The organism is Methanosarcina sp. 2.H.A.1B.4 (genome assembly GCF_000979385.1).
Taxonomy (GTDB): Archaea; Halobacteriota; Methanosarcinia; order Methanosarcinales; family Methanosarcinaceae; genus Methanosarcina.
Genome location: NZ_JJOV01000059.1, coordinates 21789 through 38603, shown reverse-complemented (window position 1 = coordinate 38603; position 16815 = coordinate 21789). Strand labels below are relative to the sequence as shown.

Sequence of the window (16815 nt, the reverse complement as noted above, 5' to 3'; positions counted from 1 at the left end):
GAGATGTGTATAAGAGACAGGTCATGTTCCAGACTACTACCGGTTTTTTATCTTTCGAAAACTGCAGTAGGTGAGAGGGAAGCTTCTTTGAGTCCCTTCCATAACGAAGGGCATCAGAAGGTTCCACGGTTCCGCAGTAAAGTTTTGAAATGCCTATCATGTCGATCCGTCAAAATTAAGATTGTTTTCCAGAATTTTAAGTATTGTTTTTTGAACCGGCTTTTATGGGTAAATTTTTAGTGGGTCTTTTATTTGCCAGTCCTCAAAACAATTTGAGTTAAACCTCAGATGGCTTCACCGGGAAAGATTCTGAGCGCTTTCCCTGCATAAATTTCTGAGTATACTTGTAGAATATTTCTTGAATAACCCTTAGAGCTGGCTGTTCATAGCTCTTTTTTCATAGCCTTTATCAGGGCTTCGAAGGTGAACTCATCAGGGATTACATCTGCATTGATCCCTTGTTTTTTCAGGGTATTTCCTGTAGGAGTCCCGATGGCGCCTACAACAGCCTTGCCAAGAGTCTCTTTTATGGTTTCTCCTGCTCCCAGCTTTTCCGCATGTTTCATAAAGCCTTTGACCATCATTGAGCTTGTAAAGGCAAAGGCATCCATTTCTCCTGAGAGGGCGCGTTCGATGAGCTCTTTTTGGGCTGCACCTTCAGGGATGTTGAGGGTGTACACATGAGTCTCATAGACTGTTGCTCCGCACTTTTCAAGGCCTTCTATCAAAACCTTAGCCCCAAACGCGCTTCTTGCAAGGTCAAATGTTTTCCCTTTTACCTCAGGGCAGAGAGCTTCTACAATTCCTTCAGAACTGTAATCTTCGGGCAGGAAAGAATCTTCAATCCCTATTTTTTCAAGCTCTTTCTCCGTGTTCGGGCCGATTGCTATTACCCTGGTCTTTTTCAGGGCTGTGATGAATTTTTCCTTTTCAGTTTCCGTGAGCTTGTCCAGTGTGAAAGTTATCCCGTTTGCGCTTGTAAATACAACGTAATCCGAAGTTCCGTCAATGACCCTCTGAATGAAGGGCTCGAATCCTTCGTCTTTCATGCCTTCAAGCTTTATCATAGGGACATAAAAAGGCTCAAAACCGTACTCTCTGGCAAGTGCCTCAGACTTTTCACGGTAACTTTCCGGCCTCATGATTGCAAGGACAGGCCTTTTTTCTTCTGTCATGTTCCCTTCTCCTGTCATTTACGTCGGGTTAAAATTCCACTCCCGTTAACTGTTCTCCGAGGATATCGTGCAGGCGGACCACATCTCCTACAACCGTGATGGCAGGAGCCTTTACTTTTCGTTCTTCTGCCAGGTCTGCGATATCTGCAATGGTTCCAACGGTTACCCGCTGGTCAGGTCGGGTCCCTTTCTCTATGACTGCAACAGGGGTTTTCGGGTCCTTTCCGTGCTTCATGAGCTCTTCAGTATTTCGCCTGAGCATCTTTACACCCATAAAGATTACAATGGTCCCGTTGAACTTTGCCAGGGTCTCCCAGTCCAGTCCACTCTCTTCCTTTGTGGGGTCTTCGTGCCCTGTTATAAAGGTGACCATCGACGTGCTTTCCCTGTGGGTTACGGGAATTCCTGCATATGCAGGCACTGCAATTGCAGAGGTAATCCCTGGCACGACTTCGAACTCTATGTTTTCTGCTACAAGCACCTCAGCTTCTTCTCCTCCCCTTCCGAAGACATAGGGGTCCCCTCCTTTTAGCCGGACCACCATCTTGCCTTCCTTTGCCTTCTGCACAAGCACTTCATTGATTTCGGACTGGGTCATGGTGTGATTGCCCGCGTATTTTCCCACATCGATTTTCTCTGCGCTTTCCGGCATTGAGTCCAGGATCACTTTTCCAGGGAGCTGGTCATAGATAATGACTTCAGCACTGTCAATCAGCCGACGGGCTTTCAGGGTCAGAAGCTCAGGGTCGCCGGGACCAGAACCCACAAGATAAACTTTTCCGTAATTTCCTGACATATGACGACGGTTCCTTTTTCTTCCTTTACAATTGTTGATAGATAATTCTCTTCCTTCATGTCGTGATAGATGACACCTTATACTTTCATGGGAAGGTTCCATAACAGGATAACTTCTTCTGAAGGTGGAAAGCCATCTTCTAATAAGAAGGAGAGGTTTTATAGAAATGTAAATCTGTAGGGTTTAAAGAGCTTTTATAATAAATAGTATACCATCTTCATACAGTTTTATTGCCAAGCTTATATATATTAAATCGTATACTTATCTTATATCTCTTATTCCTCTTTTGTATACTATATGTGTTTGCTTATGGTTTGATTCTTGAAAAAGAGAGTGTTATTAAAGAATATAGAGCGACTGGCAATTAATAAATACCTCTGATGTAATTAGTGAGTTCATTGTAACTTATAATTTCATTGTAACTTATAATTTCATTGTAACTGATAATTTCATTGTTACCAATTTCATTGTAACTGATAATTTCATTGTTACCAATTTCATTGTTACCAGTTAGTAATTTCATCATAATCAGTGAGTTCATCATGCTTCGCATAACTTTTCTAGGCACTGGAGGGTCCCTCCCGACCCGTAACAGAAATCCGTCAGCAGTAATGATCAACAGAGAAGGGGAACTTATACTCTTTGACTGTGGAGAAGGCACCCAGCAGCAGATGATGCGGGCAAAGACAGGCATGATGAGCCTGTCCTCTATTTTCATCAGTCATTTTCATGCAGATCATTTTCTCGGAATTCCTGGCCTCATTCAAACTATGTCCTTCCTGGGCAGGAAAGAGCCGTTGACGATCTACGGTCCTGAAGGGACCAGGGAATTTACTGAGCTTTTTAAGGCCCTTGGCTATTTCAACCTTAAATATGAAATCCGGGGCGTGAAACTGAGTCCCGGAGACACTGTAGAAGGGGAAAGTTATGTAGTCCGGGCTTTAAAGACCGAACACAGCATCCCGAGTCTTGGCTATGCCCTTGTGGAAAACCCCCGCCCCGGACGTTTTAACAGGGAAAAGGCAGTCGAACTCGGCGTTCCTCCTGGTCCCCTTTTTGCAAAACTTCAAAGGGGAAATCCTGTAGAAGTGGACGGAAGGCTCGTAAGGCCCGAAGAAGTAATGGGAATCCCGAGGCCCGGAAGGACAATCGTGTACACCGGAGATACCAGGCCCTGTGAAGCAGTGCTTGAAGCCAGCAGGGATGCCGACCTCTTAATTCATGACGGCAGCTTCGCTGACGAGATGGCAGACTGGGCGGAAGAATCCATGCATTCGACAGCAGGTGAGGTTGCAGCCCTTGCAAAAGAAGCCGGAGTCAGGAAACTGGTCCTTACCCATATCAGCTCACGTTATACTGATGATGTGGAACCTATCCTGAAAGATTCAAAAATAGTTTTTGAAAATGTAGTTGTAGCCGAAGACCTGATGGAACTTGAGATACCATACAGACCTGAATAAGCAGACCTGAACAAACATACCTGAACAAACATACCTGAACAAACATACCTGAACAAACAGATATGATTGAGCCTTCATATACCGGGTACAGGGCGTTTTGCGGAATATTTGAAGTTTTCTTTAAAGCAGGGTTTAAAAATTAGATTAAATCTCTCTACAGGAAATAAACCTGCAGAAAGAATCTTTATTCAGTATTATCCGGTTGTTCAGACAAGTGTCCAGTCCAGGTTTTTGTTTTCAGCGTCGTAGAGTGTAACTCTCATGGTCTTGTCTTCGATTTCATAGAGCTGCTTGACACCGAGATAGAATGTGTCTCCAGGGTTGATTTCAATTTCACCGTTGACCCTTCCGAAGTACACCCTCCCTTTTGTATCATTTTCTTCAACTGTCACACCTTTCCAGGCCATGTTATGGGTTACGCTTATAACCCTGCACTCAAAGCGGTCGACTTCACGTATTTCATTCATGAGAATCCCTTTTAAATCTTGTTTAGGGTATAGTTGAGACCTTACTTAAATAGAACTTCTGATAAAGAATAATGATTTTTATACATAAAACTATCCCAGAGGCTTTAACAAGAAACTTCTCTTCCAAACTTCTTATAATTTTCTTAAAATCTTCTTATAAACTACCAAAGAGCTGAAAAGAAAACTTCCTTAGACTGAACAAATTAGTCTTCACAGGAAACTTGTAAAAACATGTAAAGAGTTATACCTAAGATGGGTGCCTGGAAATATCTCATAGAAAAGGGATTAAAAGGCACTTTCTCATTTAGGTTATTTCTCTTTCAAGGGTTATACATAAAGTTGGGTTGGGTCCTGGATAAAATCTTTCCTGCCCAATCTTGCAAGGGCTTTTTCAAAGTCTTTACCGCTGACAATTTCCCTATCTTCGATGATTGCCTGATGAAGGGCGGTTTTAAGGATTTTTTCTACAATATCCCTGCCTGAAAGCCCTTTAGCTTTCTTTGCAAGTGTCTGGAAATCAAATTCCTCTACCTGCAGAGGGAAAGTCTTCACATTTGATTCCAGTATATGAACGATTTCTTCTTCCGCCGGAAGGACAAATTCAATCTCTTCTTCGAACCTGCTTCTCACAGCAGAGTCCAGGGAATTGACACGGTTTGTAGAACAGATGGTACAGACTCCGTCTCGTTCAACTATTCCGTCCATTTCAGTCAGAAGGGCATTTACGATTTCGCTTACGTCTCCTCTGAGCTCCTGAAATCGCCTGTCCAGGGCAATGGCATCAAGTTCGTCAATGAAGATTATACAGGGAGACATCTCTTCTGCCCGGTCATATAACTGGTGGATCTGACGGGCTCCATCCCCGACATATTCCCCTATTAGCTGGGTAGCCTTGACCGGAATGATTGGCACATCGGTCTTGCTTGCAAGGGCTTTTGCGAGCATGGTTTTTCCAGTGCCCGAGGGTCCAAAGAACAGAATATTTCTTGGTGCCCATTTCCCAAAACGTTCGGGCTCTTCCAGAAAGCGTTCAATAAGCCTGCATTTCTGTTTTGCAAGTTCCTGCCCTATCACATCTTCAAATCTAACATCACTTTTTATTTCTTCAGAGGGAGAAATTCCATTTTCCTCTTCGGTTACGATAATGGATGTTGAGTTTCCTATTATGGATTCTGCAGGTTCCACATCTATAATGCGGTATGCGAAGTCAGGAAACATTCTCTTGTCAAAGAGATAATCTCCTTTGCGGGCAACATTCCCATTCCACTGTTCCCGTGCATAGAATTCAAAAACATCCTTGTTTTCAATAACAGGATATTCTTCCATCATGCCGCTCAGGGGATATCCTTCAGGCTTCAGGATAAGAAGTTCGGATGTGGATTTCCCGAGCTCGGCATTGTTCTCGTGAATTTTCTTCGCGTTCACTCTTTGTGAGACCGGTCGCACTTTGTTATCAACTCGAATACTTTTCTATACCTAATACTTTTCTATACCTTATAGTGACCTGAAGAGCTAATATAATTAACCCCATGAACCAGTATGGATATTCGATTACGAAAGCCTTATCTTAACTCCGTATAACAGAAACCCGTTTACTGAAAATTATTCATGCAGGACATTATTTTCCTATCGTTTATCTGTATAATACAGTCTATGGACTTCAGGTAACCATTATATATTCATATATTTAATGTAATGTATAGATGTGTATGTCCTGAAGGATATCTTCCAAATGTAAAATATTTATAGGAGTGAGCCCTAAAAAGCTTATTGTTTAAAATTTGCTTGAACAATCGTTTATGCAGGCTTTGATGAATTATTTCTTTGAGTAAAGAGGCTTCCATAACGGATTATTTGGCAAATCCCTCAGGTCTACTCATTTGAAGTAAAAATGAAGTTCGATTAAAAGGGAAAGCTAATATATTAGAGCAATAATATAAATATTTTAATTATTAGATTAAAACTATTTTCAAAAATAGTTAAAAGCTGGCAATTAATTACCAGTGTGTTACCCGATTAATCTATCTGTATGGTAATACTGTGTATGTAATATAGAAATTTAAATAATGCAAAAAATCTTAAGCATCTAACTAAGTTAGTTCTAGAGTATGATTTATATGTTTACTATGGAGAATACGGACGGTTTCGACCAAAAAACTCTTGATAAGATGAACGCTGAAGTCAAAAAGACTATGAACAAGCACGACCCAAAGTCGAAAGATTATAAGAAAATCTGTGAACAGGTTGAAGACCAGGTCTTCGACAGGTACTGTTCTGAGGTGTTCAGACCCTCTCTTAAACTTTAAATCTTGCCGCTGGATAAAACTTATCCCGGTAAGTTTTTTGTTTTTGGTTTTGGTTTTGTTTCTTATTTTTGATTTTGGTTTTGGTTTTGTTTTTGGTTTTGTTTTTGGTTTTGGTTTTGTTTCTTATTTTTGGTTTTGATTTTGGTTTTGTTTCTTATTTTTGATTTTGATTTTGGTTTTTCAATTTTGATTTTGATTTTAGTTTTGTTTCTTATTTTTGGTTTTGGTTTTGGTTTTGTTTCTTATTTTTGATTTTAAGACAGTTCAATTTCTCCACTCCTCTTCCCTTTTTGGAGAGTTTTAATTTATATTGATAACTTTTTTATATCCCTGCTTCTTATTTTCAATCATGGTTTATTGGAAAAATAGGGCTATTGTTTCCCTTCTGGTTGTGCTCTTGCTTGTTAATGCAGCAGGTGCGGCTTCCAGTACGGGTAATGCTTCCAGTACGGGTAATGTTTCCAGTGCGGATAATGCTTCAAGTGTGGGTAATGTTACAGCAGCTGAATTATTTACAACTTCTGTTAATTCCAGTACGGAGAACGATCTTTTTTCCGAATTAAGTGCGCAGATGGAGCTCTATAACGAGAACTTTGATAACGTGCCATCTCTTGTTAAAAGGCTGGTGGCAAGTGAAGAGATTGCGGGGAGAATTGAACTTGAGAATGGTGAAATGCTCTACGTAACTTTACTTATGAGGAGTGGAAAAGTAGGAGAATTTTACAGGTATGACACTCCCAATGATCCAAATTCAAAGTTCGGTCCCTCCATAACTGTGGAATCCGATGAAGAGACTATCAGGGAGATAATTGCTTCAGATGATCCTTTAAGGAAAGCTGTAGAGAAAATGAATGACGGATCTCTCAATGTAGAAGTAAAAGGTTTCTTCCGAAACACAGTGTTCTGGAGCATAAAACAGCTGTATTCATAAGCTCGATAATGTATTCATAAGTGATAAAATAACTTCAACTAAATAAAATAACTTCTTCTAAATAAAATAGCTTCAAATAAAAAATATAGATTCAAATACAGAAAATAAAGAACATAGATTAAAACAAAAACATGCAGGGATTTCCCCTCCTATGCCACCAGGAAAAGGAGGGGAGTCCTGATTCATTTTCTTACTTTGATGCCGGCTCAGTGCTTTACTACTTCTCCGGGAAGGGTGGCTCTTCCTTTGTGCATTATCACGCCTATATTTATGCTCGTATTGATGCCAGTATGCACATCATCTCCCATGATCACGCCGAGTTTTCTTCTGCCGGAGTCAAGAATCCTGCTTTTCAGCATCACCTTTATGTTCTTTCCATCGTGACGGAGGTTTGCAACCTTCGTACCGGCTCCAAAATTACAGCGGCGCCCGATGACGCTGTCTCCTACATAACTCAGGTGCCCCACATGAGTGCCTTCCATAACAATTGTATTTTTTACTTCCACGGCATTTCCGATTCTGACACGGTTGCCTATTGCAGTTGAAGGACGAATAAAGCAGTTGGGCCCTATATCGCAGTTCTCACCTATTACCACAGGCCCTTCGATATAGGAACCGTTTCGGATGAGAGTGCCTTTTCCGATTGCAACTTCACCTTTTATGGTTGCATTTGGCTCCACGGTGCCTTCACAGCAGCCCACGAGGTCTTTTAAAAGGTGTTCGTTTGCTTTCAGGAGGTCCCAGGGATATCCTATGTCAATCCACCTGCCTTCGAGGGGGCTGTAGCCTACAGGCGCTCCGCTGTCGATCAGCATCTGAATGGAGTCTGTTATCTCAAGTTCTTTTCTTACGGAAAGCTGGGTTTTATCAATTAAGTCAAATATGGACTCCCTGAAAAGGTAAATCCCGGCATTTGCAAGGTTTGTCGGGGGATTTTTCGGTTTTTCAATTATCCTGACTACTTTATTATTCTCGGTCTCAAGAACTCCGAAATCCGAAGGGTTTTCCACCTCTTTTACGCAGATTACAGCTTCTTCTTTCCTGGAAACCAGGGATTTCAAGTCCTCCTGCCCGATGAGCATGTCCCCGTTAAGTACGATGAATGTCCCTTCAACGTGCCCTCTTGCATAGCCGATAGCATTTGCAGTTCCTAACTGCTCCTTTTGCTGCACATACTCGATGCTTACTCCCCATTTGCTTCCGTCCCCGAAGTGGGCTTTTATTTGCTCTTCCAGGTATCCCGTAATGAAGACAAAACCCTCGATACCTGCTTCTACGGCTGCGTTCAGGATATGTTCAAGTATCGGTTTGTTTGCAACCTGAAGCATTACTTTAGGGCAGTCGGAGGTGAGAGGTTCCATCCTTGTGCCTTTGCCTGCCACAAGGACAACTGCTTTCATTTAAGCGCCTCCTTCACTATTTTTTCTGCCATGTCGTAGATCTCATCTACATTTTCCCTGGCTTCTGCCGTAATCCTTACCTTTGCTTCCGTGCCCGAGGGGCGGACAAGTACCCAGCCGTTTTCAAGTTCCACGCGGATCCCGTCAATGTCAAGGACTTTTCCAAGGGGTTCAAGCCTTGTTTTTACCTTTTCCATGAACTCTGCTTTCTTTTCGTTTGCACATGGAAGAGCACCCCTTTTTGTGGCATAAACAGGAAGTTCTGCCCTGAGCTCACTTAACTTCTTTTCCCTGACAATTTCAACAAGCTTTGCAGCTGCATAGATCCCGTCAGGGCAGTAGGAAATCTCCGGGAAAATCCAGCTTCCTGAAGGCTCTCCGCCGTAGATGGCTCCGTACTGCTTTATGCCCTCTGCAACATAGACATCCCCAACTCTTGTCCTTATGATTTCAGAACCTTCAAGATAATCATCCACCATCATGGAGGTATCTACAGGCACGACAACAGCTCCTTTTTTATCTCCGCATTCAAAACGCCCGAATATTGCAAGCAGGTCGTCTCCGGATACGAAGTTACCTTTTTCGTCGACTGCCATCATCCTGTCCGCATCTCCGTCATGGGCTATTCCGAGGTCGGCTTCGAACGCCACAACTGCCTTTTTAAGCAGGGAGAGGTTTTGATCATTGGGTTCAGGGTTTCTTGCCGGGAAATGTCCGTCAGGCTGGGAATTCAGGGTTATTACCTGACAGCCAAGTTCCTGCAGAAGATAAGGAGTGATTGTGCTTCCTGCTCCGCATCCACAGTCGAGAACCACGCGCAGCCCGGAATTCCCTACAAGACCCTCGATCATATCCATGTGGTCCCGAATGGCGTTTTCGTCTTCAGCAATTTTCCCTATAAAGTCCCAGGTAACTCGCGAAAAGTTTTCTTTTTCGATAGCTTCTTCAATTTCTTCCTGCTGGGCTGAGTCAAAAGCCATGCCGTCAGGGTTCCATAACTTTATCCCCACATACTCTGAGGGGTTATGTGAAGCTGTAACCATTACTCCGCATTCATATTCTCTGGCTGCATATGCCAGAGTCGGAGTAGTTACCATGCCCACCTTTGTAACATCACAGCCTGCAGCAGTCAGCCCGGCGACCAGGGCGTGCTCTATCATAGGCGCCGAAACCCGTGGGTCCCTCCCGATAACTGCGGTCTTTTTCCGGCTTCCTAACACAAGCCCTACCTGCAGTGCAAGTTCGGGTGTAACTTCTTTATTAACTATGCCTCTAATTCCTGAAGATCCGAAGAGTTTCATAAATCCCACTCCATATTTCATGAAGTTTTATTCTGTTCTGAAATCCCGTATTCTGTTGTTATATTTAAATCCTGATATTCTCAGCCTTTACAATCATTCGACAGTAACACTCTTTGCAAGGTTGCGAGGTTTGTCAATAGAGCAGTTTCTGGCTAGAGCAGTGTAATAAGAAAGCAACTGAAGCACGACAACACTCAGAAGGGGAGCCAGCAGTTCGTCGCTCTGGGGGACTCTGAGGACAATATCTGCATACTTTCCTATTTCCGTGTCCTTACTGTCGGCAATCGCGATCACAACAGCATCCCTGGCTTTCACTTCTTTAATATTGCTGAGCATCTTTTCATAAGTCTGTCCCCTGGTGGCAATTGCAACTACAGGAGTTCCCTCGTCAAGAAGGGCAATAGGTCCGTGTTTCAGTTCTCCTGCAGCAAAGCCTTCGGCATGCACATATGAGATCTCTTTGAGTTTAAGTGCTCCTTCGAGAGCTATAGGGTAGTTAAGGTGCCTGCCAAGGAAGAAGTAGCTTTTTGCATGGGCAAAGTTCTCAGCACATTCCTTTATCGCTTCCTTCTGGTTAAGGATCTGCTGGATCTCTCCCGGGACTTTCCGGATTTCCGTAATGAAATTCTTTACATAATCATGGCTTAACTTGCCCCTTACAAGAGCGAACTTTACAGCGAGGAGATATAGAAGGGTAATCTGGGTGCTGAAGGTCTTTGTGGCAGCGACTCCTATTTCGGGTCCTGCCCGCGTATAGAGTACGCTGTTTGCCTCTCTTGTAATCGTGCTTCCCACAACATTCGTAATTGCAAGCGTGGGACAGTTGTAAGACATAATCTCCCGCACGGCTGCAAGGGTATCTGCAGTTTCTCCTGATTGAGTAATCGCAATGGCAAGGGTCCCTTCATTCATCACAGGGTTTCTGTACCTGTACTCCGAACAGATATCAATATCGCAGTGGATTCCTGCCAGCTGTTCAAACAGGTATTTCCCAAGTAAGCCTGCATGCCAGGAAGTTCCGCATGCCAGGATCTGAACCCTTGAAAGTTTCCTTATTTCGTCTTCACTGAGGTTCAGTTCGTTTAAGTATATAGCTCCTTCAAGTTCAGAGACTTTGCCTGCCAGGGTGTCGTGGATTGCAGTGACCTGTTCATGAATCTCTTTCAGCATGAAATGTTCATAACCTGCTTTTTCTGCGGCCTCAAAGTTCCATTCTATCTTTTCTATCTTCTTTTCCCTGAGATTTCCTTCCCTGTCAAATATCTCCACGCTTGTTGGGCTCAGCACTGCTGTCTCAAAGTCATTTACAAAGATAACATCCCTGGTATGGTTCAGAAAAGCGGTTACATCAGATGCAGCAAAATTTTCCCCTTTCCCGAGCCCTATGACGAGAGGGCTGTCCTTGCGGGCAAGCACGAGTTTTCCCTGTTCATCCGCAGAGATTATTCCAAGAGCATATGATCCTTCAATCTCTTTTAAGGCTTCTCTAAGTCCTACAAGAAGTTCGCATTGAGCTTCTTTTCCATCCGGTTTCCCATAGATGTGTTTGTGCAGAAGATGTGCGATCACTTCTGTATCGGTTTCGGATTTGAATTGGTAACCCTCTCCAATAAGCCGCTCTTTCAATGCCATGTAATTTTCAATAATCCCGTTATGCACGATCGAGATTTTTTCCGGGTTTCCTCCCGAGTTATGGGGATGGGCATTTTCCTTATTTGGGCGTCCATGAGTTGCCCAGCGGGTGTGTCCTATTCCGACAGTTCCTCCGAGTTTCTTTGGGATTTCGGATTCGAGATTTATGATTTTCCCGACTGCCTTATAAGTTTCAATTCCACTGCCAAGAACGGTAATCCCTGCGGAGTCATATCCCCTATATTCAAGTTTTTTAAGAGATTCTATAAGAACCGGTGCAGCAGCACTTCTTCCTGCATATCCGACAATTCCACACATTTTTTTATCTCCTTCTTAAGAGCTCAGAGGACCACCGAATCACGGGGCAGGTCTCTGTAAATAGTGTTTCCAGACTCTACCTGACAGCTGACAGCAATCATTACTCCGGCTTTCACGAGCACTCTGCCTCCTATCCGGTTATCGTCCCCAATTATAGTGCCGAGTTTTGGAGCTTTGTGGATCCTGCAGTTAATGTTTATCTCAAGGTTTTCTTTTTCCTCTGCAGTAAAACCCGGACCAAAGGTATTGTTGCTTCCAATTATGCAATTGGAGATCTGCCCGTGGGAAGAAATCCGGCAGTCATTCATTATGATGCTGTTCTGGATTTCGGTAAAGGACCTTATGGACACATTGTCTCCTATAGTAGTGGAGGGCAGAATTACTACATTAGGTCCTATATCACAGTTTTCCCCGATTACTACCGGACCTACAATATAGGTTCCGGCACGGATTTTTGTGTTTTTTCCGATTTCAACCTTTCCGCGAATTATTACTCCTTCTTCAAGTTCTCCTTCTTGCTTCAGGTTTCTGGAGGAGTTTAATACAATTGAGTTTGCTTTCAGGAGATCCCAGGCATGGACCGCATCCAGCCACTTGGATTCGGTTGAGATTGAAGTGACTACTTTTCCTTCGTCAATCATAAGCTGGAGGGTATCGGTTATCGCATATTCTCCGTTTTCGGATATAGGAGTTTTTTCAATAGTTTCAAAGACCTGCGGCGTAAAAATATAAATTCCCGTGTTTACAAGATGGCTTAAATCTCCGGGTCTTTTTTCCAGAATCTGGGTAACTCTCTTCTTTTCTTTCAGTACCACTCCATAACCTGCTGTGTCCTTCATTCTTACGGTTAAAAGGCTCGCATCTCCTTCATAATTGTTAAGGATATCAGCTATGGTTTTTGGTTCTACCAGGTTGTCCCCGTTCAGGACAAGGAATTCAGAATCCTCGGGACGTATTAGTTTTTTTGCCTGTTCAATCGCATGTGCTGTCCCGAGCTGGGCTTTTTGCTCGACATATTTTATATTGACCCCGAAATTCAGCCCGTCTTCAAAATAGTTCATTATGCGTTCTTTTTCATACCCAACAATCAGTATGATCTCATTGATTCCGTTTTTCTCAAGAGAAGATATGACATGTTCCAGAATAGGCCTGTTGGCTACAGGAAGCATCACTTTGGAACGGGTAAGAGTAAGAGGCCTGCAGCGCAGTCCTTCTCCTGCTGCGAGGATAATAGCTTTCATAGAGTTAAAGAACCTTTTTTTAGAATTTATACATTGCCTTCAGAAGATATAAGATGAATATAAAAATTTGCTTATAAAAAAAGATGATTCTTCACATCGTACATAATTTGCGAATGAATGGGTGGCTTATAAATAGAGAATAATCTGTAAAAATAGAAAAATATGTAAAATGAGAAAAATATGTAAAATGAGAAAAATATGTGAAAAGTAAAAATCCTGAATTTGAAACGTGAAGAGGTTCTTACTTTTTAAAGTTGGGGTGCAGGCTTATCTATAGAGGATAAAAAGCCCTGCCACATAAATCAGATATGCCCCGAGAATTACGCCTCCTTCCCATCTTTCCAGCTTTTTTCCAGTGATCCCGAAGATTATAAGGGCGAGAGATATCAGGAACATGAACGGGAAATCGTATCCTGCAAGCTGTTCCGAAACAGGGAGCACGCGAATCTGGGATGATGCCCCGAGGATCATGGCAATATCCATTGTATTTGCCCCGAGGATGTTTCCTATGGAGAGGTCCTGGTGCCCTTTCTTGAGGGAGGTAATTGCAGTTGCAAGTTCGGGAAGGGATGTTCCTATTGCGACCGCCGTCAGGGCTATTATTACTTCAGGGATGCCCATCCATTCGGCTATTTTTATTCCTGAATCTACCAGGATCCTGCTTCCTATAACTACGGAAAGGGAGCCGAGAACGAAGAAAGCTATATCTTTCCGGATATCTTTGATTTTTAGTTTTTGCCTACCTGTTTCATTATCTTCAAACAACACGCGCTGGGTCTTTGAAGCATGGAAGAGGAACGCAAAAAACACCAGCAGAAGTATAATCCCATCAAGCCGGTTCACACTTCCGTCGCGACTGATTATGATAAGGACAATTCCTGAAAGGAGCATAAGCCCGCTTTTAATGGGAAACGTATCATCCTTCATAGGGATTGCTTTTACAGCTATAATCGAACCCAGTACAAGCCCGGTGTTGCATATGACCGAACCCACTGCATTTCCTATTGTTACGTCTGTATGCCCGATATAAGCTGCCGTTGCAGAAACTGCAAACTCCGGAGCTGTGGTTGCAAAACTCACAATCGTAGCCCCTATAAGCATTTTTGGGATCCCGCTTTTGTTTGATATTGCAATCGCAGCTTCAATGAACCAGTCCGAACCTTTGCTTATCATAGCAAGGCTGAGCAGAAAAAGAAAGATCAAAAGCAAGTCCATGGCGTCCTTTAAAGAGTACAAAGAATATAACTCATACGCTCCTGTTTTTGCAGTTTTTAGGGTTTTTGTCTAATGGTCTTTTGATTATGCAGCCTTTTCAGAATTTTTGTACCGGACCTCAAAGTAACAGGCTTTCAAATTGAAAAGATTCTGGGAATACTTTCCTGAAATTGATTTGCAGGTGTTGTGAAAAACTGTTCTTTCTTTGGGAACTGCCTTTCTCATTTAGATATAAATGAGAGTTATCGAGAAGAAAGTGTTCAGGGGTTAACAATCAGGAGTCACATTTATATATCACAATTGTATGATTATGTATACAGTACCAAACATTTTGTGCTTTTTTGGCAATACAACCTTGACATATCTTTCCTTTCAATTTCTCTCGGATGTTTACGAATCATTTTTAGCAAGTTAACTCATCATTACAGGGAATCTCATGCTTGATCCGATACTTCTACTTGGACTGGTAGTTGCCGTACTTATTATGTCCCTTGTCGCACAGGCCCTCAGTTGCTATTTCCGGATTCCTTTTATCATTTTCCTGTTGATCGAAGGAGTCATTGTAGGGCCTGAGGTCCTTAACCTGCTGGACCCTGCCCTCTATATTGAGGGGCTAAGCGCTATCGTGGCAATCTCGGTATCCGTGATTGTTTTTGACGGGGGGCTTCATATTGACCTGAAGCATATAAGGATGGTTCAGGAAAGTGTCCTTAAGCTGACAACAATAGGGGTCTTTGTGACCTTCCTGGGAGCCACGGTTCTGACCAGCCTCCTGATAGACATCCCTCTCGAACTCGCTGCCCTTTTCGGAGCCCTTGTCACGGCAACAGGGCCGACTGTGATAACTCCCATTGTAAGGAATATCCAGATTAGCCACAAGCTTGGCAAGATCCTGGAACTTGAGGGGGTCCTGAATGACGCTGCCAGTGTGATCCTTGCAGCTATGGTCTTCGAATGGGTCGCAGCAGAGCTTTCCGGGACTGATGCTGTGATCTTTATCCTTTACAGATTGGGGATAGGAATTGCACTGGGGTCTTTGAGCGGGTTTGCCCTCCGCTGGTTCTTCACTCGGGGAACGGTGATCAGCAATCGGACCGCAAGGCTGGTTTCCCTGACCGCCGTATTTGCCTGCTTCGTTCTTTCAGAATACCTGGGCAACGAGTCCGGGATTCTGGCGGTAGCCGTCTTCGGGATCATCCTCGGGACTTCTGAATTTCCTTACAAGGATACTATCAAGGAATTCAAGAGTGACATTGTGATTGTGATGCTTTCCCTGATTTTTATCCTGCTTGCGGCAATGCTTAAATTTGAAGATATCCAGAGAATAGGGGTAAGCGGGATAGTCCTTGTACTGCTTCTCATATTCCTCATCCGCCCTGTGGCGGTCTTCGTTTCGATGTGGAACTCGCAGATCGGCACGAATGAGAAACTTTTCATTTCCTTTGTTGGGCCCAGGGGCGTTGTGCCGACTTCGGTTGCGACCTATTTTGCAATCAAGCTCGATTCTATGGGCATTCCGGGAGGGCAGGCCCTTGTGGGGCTTGTCTTCCTTACAGTTATCATCACAGTCTTCATGAGTGGCAGCCTGTCAAAAAAAGTGGCAGAGATGCTGGAGGTAATCCCTATGGAAATTCTTATTATTGGTGGTGGAAAGGTAGGCAGGATTCTTGCCGAACGTTTTGACAAAAGAGGAGAAAATGTAGTTGTTGTGGATATTTCCGAGAGCAACTGCAAAAAATGCATGGAACTCGGGATCCGGGTTATCCAGGGTGATGCAGGGGATGTAAACGTCCTGAAAAAGGCAGGGATAGAGAATGCCAAATATGTGGTTGCTACAACCAATCAGGATAACACGAACCTTCTCTTCTGCCAGATTGCTAAAGTTTCTTTCGGATTCAGAGGTGACCAGCTGGTGGCCAGGGTAAACGAGATCGAAAACCTTCAGGCTTTCTGGAATCTGGGCATCCGCGCCATGAGCCCGGCCACAACCACTGCAGTGGTGCTTGACAACATGATCGGAAGGCCTCATCTCTTCTCCATGTGCGAGGTAGGGGGCGAAGGGGACATGATGGAAGTCAAGGTCACGAACCCCGGGGTAGTCGGGAAAGCCATCAAGGATATCCAGTTCCCTGAAAAGAGTCTCCTGGTTATGGTTCAGCGGGGCAGTGAATCTATTATCGCGCACGGGAGCCTTGTGCTTGAATATGAGGATATCGTAACCGTTATTGGAGAAGGGGATGCAGCCAAGCGGACCGCAGGCATACTTCACAAATAATTTTAAGTACTTTGTGGGGTATACTTTTCGATAATACACTTACTGGGAATACAAAAACAGAGAAAGTAATTTTGCATCATGGATTCAGGTTTAGAAAGGAAGATAAAGCTCTCCCTTGCTGTGATAAACATACACGGAAGGGATAGCCACTCTGATTATCTTTTCCCGGGTTTTCCCTGTGGGGAAGGGCGGACTGTATAATAACTGAATACTTTCACCCCGCTTCACTCAGCTTTATATTCTCTGCCGCGGTACTTTAGAGTGCCTCCCAAAATATGAAACTAACCATGAGGCTTGA

The 16815-nt window shown here is 43.4% G+C and carries 13 protein-coding genes; 4 read left to right on the top strand and 9 right to left on the bottom strand.

What is annotated here, in order from left to right; all coding sequences use genetic code 11:
• Nucleotides 1–383: 383 nt before the first annotated feature.
• Together EO92_RS09620 and cobA are read right to left on the bottom strand one after the other, a co-directional pair.
• Nucleotides 384–1175, bottom strand: coding sequence for a uroporphyrinogen-III synthase (locus EO92_RS09620; protein WP_048171201.1), 792 nt, complete (start codon nucleotides 1173–1175; stop codon nucleotides 384–386).
• A 28-nt stretch (nucleotides 1176–1203) separates the two neighbouring features.
• Entirely contained in the window at nucleotides 1204–1971 is a 768-nt protein-coding gene (gene cobA / locus EO92_RS09615) for a uroporphyrinogen-III C-methyltransferase (protein ID WP_048163198.1), read from the bottom strand.
• Between the two features lie 542 nt (nucleotides 1972–2513).
• On the opposite strand from cobA, the gene rnz reads away from it, so the two are divergent.
• Entirely contained in the window at nucleotides 2514–3431 is a 918-nt protein-coding gene (gene rnz, locus EO92_RS09605; protein WP_048171197.1) for a ribonuclease Z, read from the top strand.
• 206 nt (nucleotides 3432–3637) lie between these two features.
• Here rnz and EO92_RS09600 read toward each other — a convergent pair whose 3' ends face one another.
• Both EO92_RS09600 and EO92_RS09595 read right to left on the bottom strand, forming a co-directional pair.
• Entirely contained in the window at nucleotides 3638–3898 is a 261-nt protein-coding gene (locus tag EO92_RS09600) for a hypothetical protein (protein ID WP_048171195.1), read from the bottom strand.
• Nucleotides 3899–4225: 327 nt separating this feature from the next.
• Nucleotides 4226–5344 carry an AAA family ATPase gene (locus EO92_RS09595; RefSeq protein WP_048131679.1) on the bottom strand — a complete coding sequence of 373 codons (1119 nt, stop codon included), beginning with the start codon at nucleotides 5342–5344 and terminating at the stop codon, nucleotides 4226–4228.
• 662 nt (nucleotides 5345–6006) lie between these two features.
• Here EO92_RS09595 and EO92_RS09590 point away from each other — a divergent pair.
• Nucleotides 6007–6204 carry a hypothetical protein gene (locus EO92_RS09590; RefSeq protein WP_048140475.1) on the top strand — a complete coding sequence of 66 codons (198 nt, stop codon included), beginning with the start codon at nucleotides 6007–6009 and terminating at the stop codon, nucleotides 6202–6204.
• A gap of 349 nt (nucleotides 6205–6553) precedes the next feature.
• Nucleotides 6554–7135 (top strand): hypothetical protein, encoded by a 582-nt coding sequence (locus EO92_RS09585; RefSeq protein ID WP_235283278.1) that lies wholly within the window; start codon nucleotides 6554–6556, stop codon nucleotides 7133–7135.
• Between the two features lie 206 nt (nucleotides 7136–7341).
• Here EO92_RS09585 and glmU (EO92_RS09580) read toward each other — a convergent pair whose 3' ends face one another.
• From glmU (EO92_RS09580) to EO92_RS09560, 5 genes are all read right to left on the bottom strand, one after another.
• Nucleotides 7342–8535 (bottom strand): bifunctional sugar-1-phosphate nucleotidylyltransferase/acetyltransferase, encoded by a 1194-nt coding sequence (gene glmU / locus EO92_RS09580; protein WP_048171193.1) that lies wholly within the window; start codon nucleotides 8533–8535, stop codon nucleotides 7342–7344.
• Nucleotides 8532–9836, bottom strand: coding sequence for a phosphoglucosamine mutase (gene glmM, locus EO92_RS09575; RefSeq protein ID WP_048131672.1), 1305 nt, complete (start codon nucleotides 9834–9836; stop codon nucleotides 8532–8534). Before glmM ends, glmU (EO92_RS09580) begins: the two co-directional genes overlap by 4 nt.
• A gap of 93 nt (nucleotides 9837–9929) precedes the next feature.
• Nucleotides 9930–11786: a glutamine--fructose-6-phosphate transaminase (isomerizing) gene (gene glmS / locus EO92_RS09570; RefSeq protein WP_048171190.1), complete on the bottom strand. Its 1857-nt coding sequence runs from the start codon at nucleotides 11784–11786 to the stop codon at nucleotides 9930–9932.
• A gap of 23 nt (nucleotides 11787–11809) precedes the next feature.
• Complete coding sequence (gene glmU, locus EO92_RS09565; protein WP_048171188.1) at nucleotides 11810–13027, bottom strand: bifunctional sugar-1-phosphate nucleotidylyltransferase/acetyltransferase; 1218 nt, start codon at nucleotides 13025–13027, stop codon at nucleotides 11810–11812.
• 267 nt (nucleotides 13028–13294) lie between these two features.
• The gene (locus EO92_RS09560) at nucleotides 13295–14263 is read right to left on the bottom strand and encodes a calcium/sodium antiporter (protein ID WP_369793139.1); all 969 of its coding nucleotides are present in this window, start codon (nucleotides 14261–14263) and stop codon (nucleotides 13295–13297) included.
• Nucleotides 14264–14678: 415 nt separating this feature from the next.
• On the opposite strand from EO92_RS09560, the gene EO92_RS09555 reads away from it, so the two are divergent.
• Nucleotides 14679–16517 carry a cation:proton antiporter gene (locus EO92_RS09555; RefSeq protein WP_048171186.1) on the top strand — a complete coding sequence of 613 codons (1839 nt, stop codon included), beginning with the start codon at nucleotides 14679–14681 and terminating at the stop codon, nucleotides 16515–16517.
• Nucleotides 16518–16815: the final 298 nt, after the last annotated feature.

Bases quoted from the DNA above. Each gene is read 5' to 3' on its own strand.
- EO92_RS09620 (WP_048171201.1), bottom strand. From the start codon at position 1,175: ATGACAGAAGAAAAAAGGCCTGTCCTTGCAATCATGAGGCCGGAAAGT.
- cobA (WP_048163198.1), bottom strand. From the start codon at position 1,971: ATGTCAGGAAATTACGGAAAAGTTTATCTTGTGGGTTCTGGTCCCGGC.
- rnz (WP_048171197.1), top strand. From the start codon at position 2,514: ATGCTTCGCATAACTTTTCTAGGCACTGGAGGGTCCCTCCCGACCCGT.
- EO92_RS09600 (WP_048171195.1), bottom strand. From the start codon at position 3,898: ATGAATGAAATACGTGAAGTCGACCGCTTTGAGTGCAGGGTTATAAGC.
- EO92_RS09590 (WP_048140475.1), top strand. From the start codon at position 6,007: ATGATTTATATGTTTACTATGGAGAATACGGACGGTTTCGACCAAAAA.
- EO92_RS09585 (WP_235283278.1), top strand. From the start codon at position 6,554: ATGGTTTATTGGAAAAATAGGGCTATTGTTTCCCTTCTGGTTGTGCTC.
- glmU (WP_048171193.1), bottom strand. From the start codon at position 8,535: ATGAAAGCAGTTGTCCTTGTGGCAGGCAAAGGCACAAGGATGGAACCT.
- glmM (WP_048131672.1), bottom strand. From the start codon at position 9,836: ATGAAACTCTTCGGATCTTCAGGAATTAGAGGCATAGTTAATAAAGAA.
- glmS (WP_048171190.1), bottom strand. From the start codon at position 11,786: ATGTGTGGAATTGTCGGATATGCAGGAAGAAGTGCTGCTGCACCGGTT.
- glmU (WP_048171188.1), bottom strand. From the start codon at position 13,027: ATGAAAGCTATTATCCTCGCAGCAGGAGAAGGACTGCGCTGCAGGCCT.
- EO92_RS09555 (WP_048171186.1), top strand. From the start codon at position 14,679: ATGCTTGATCCGATACTTCTACTTGGACTGGTAGTTGCCGTACTTATT.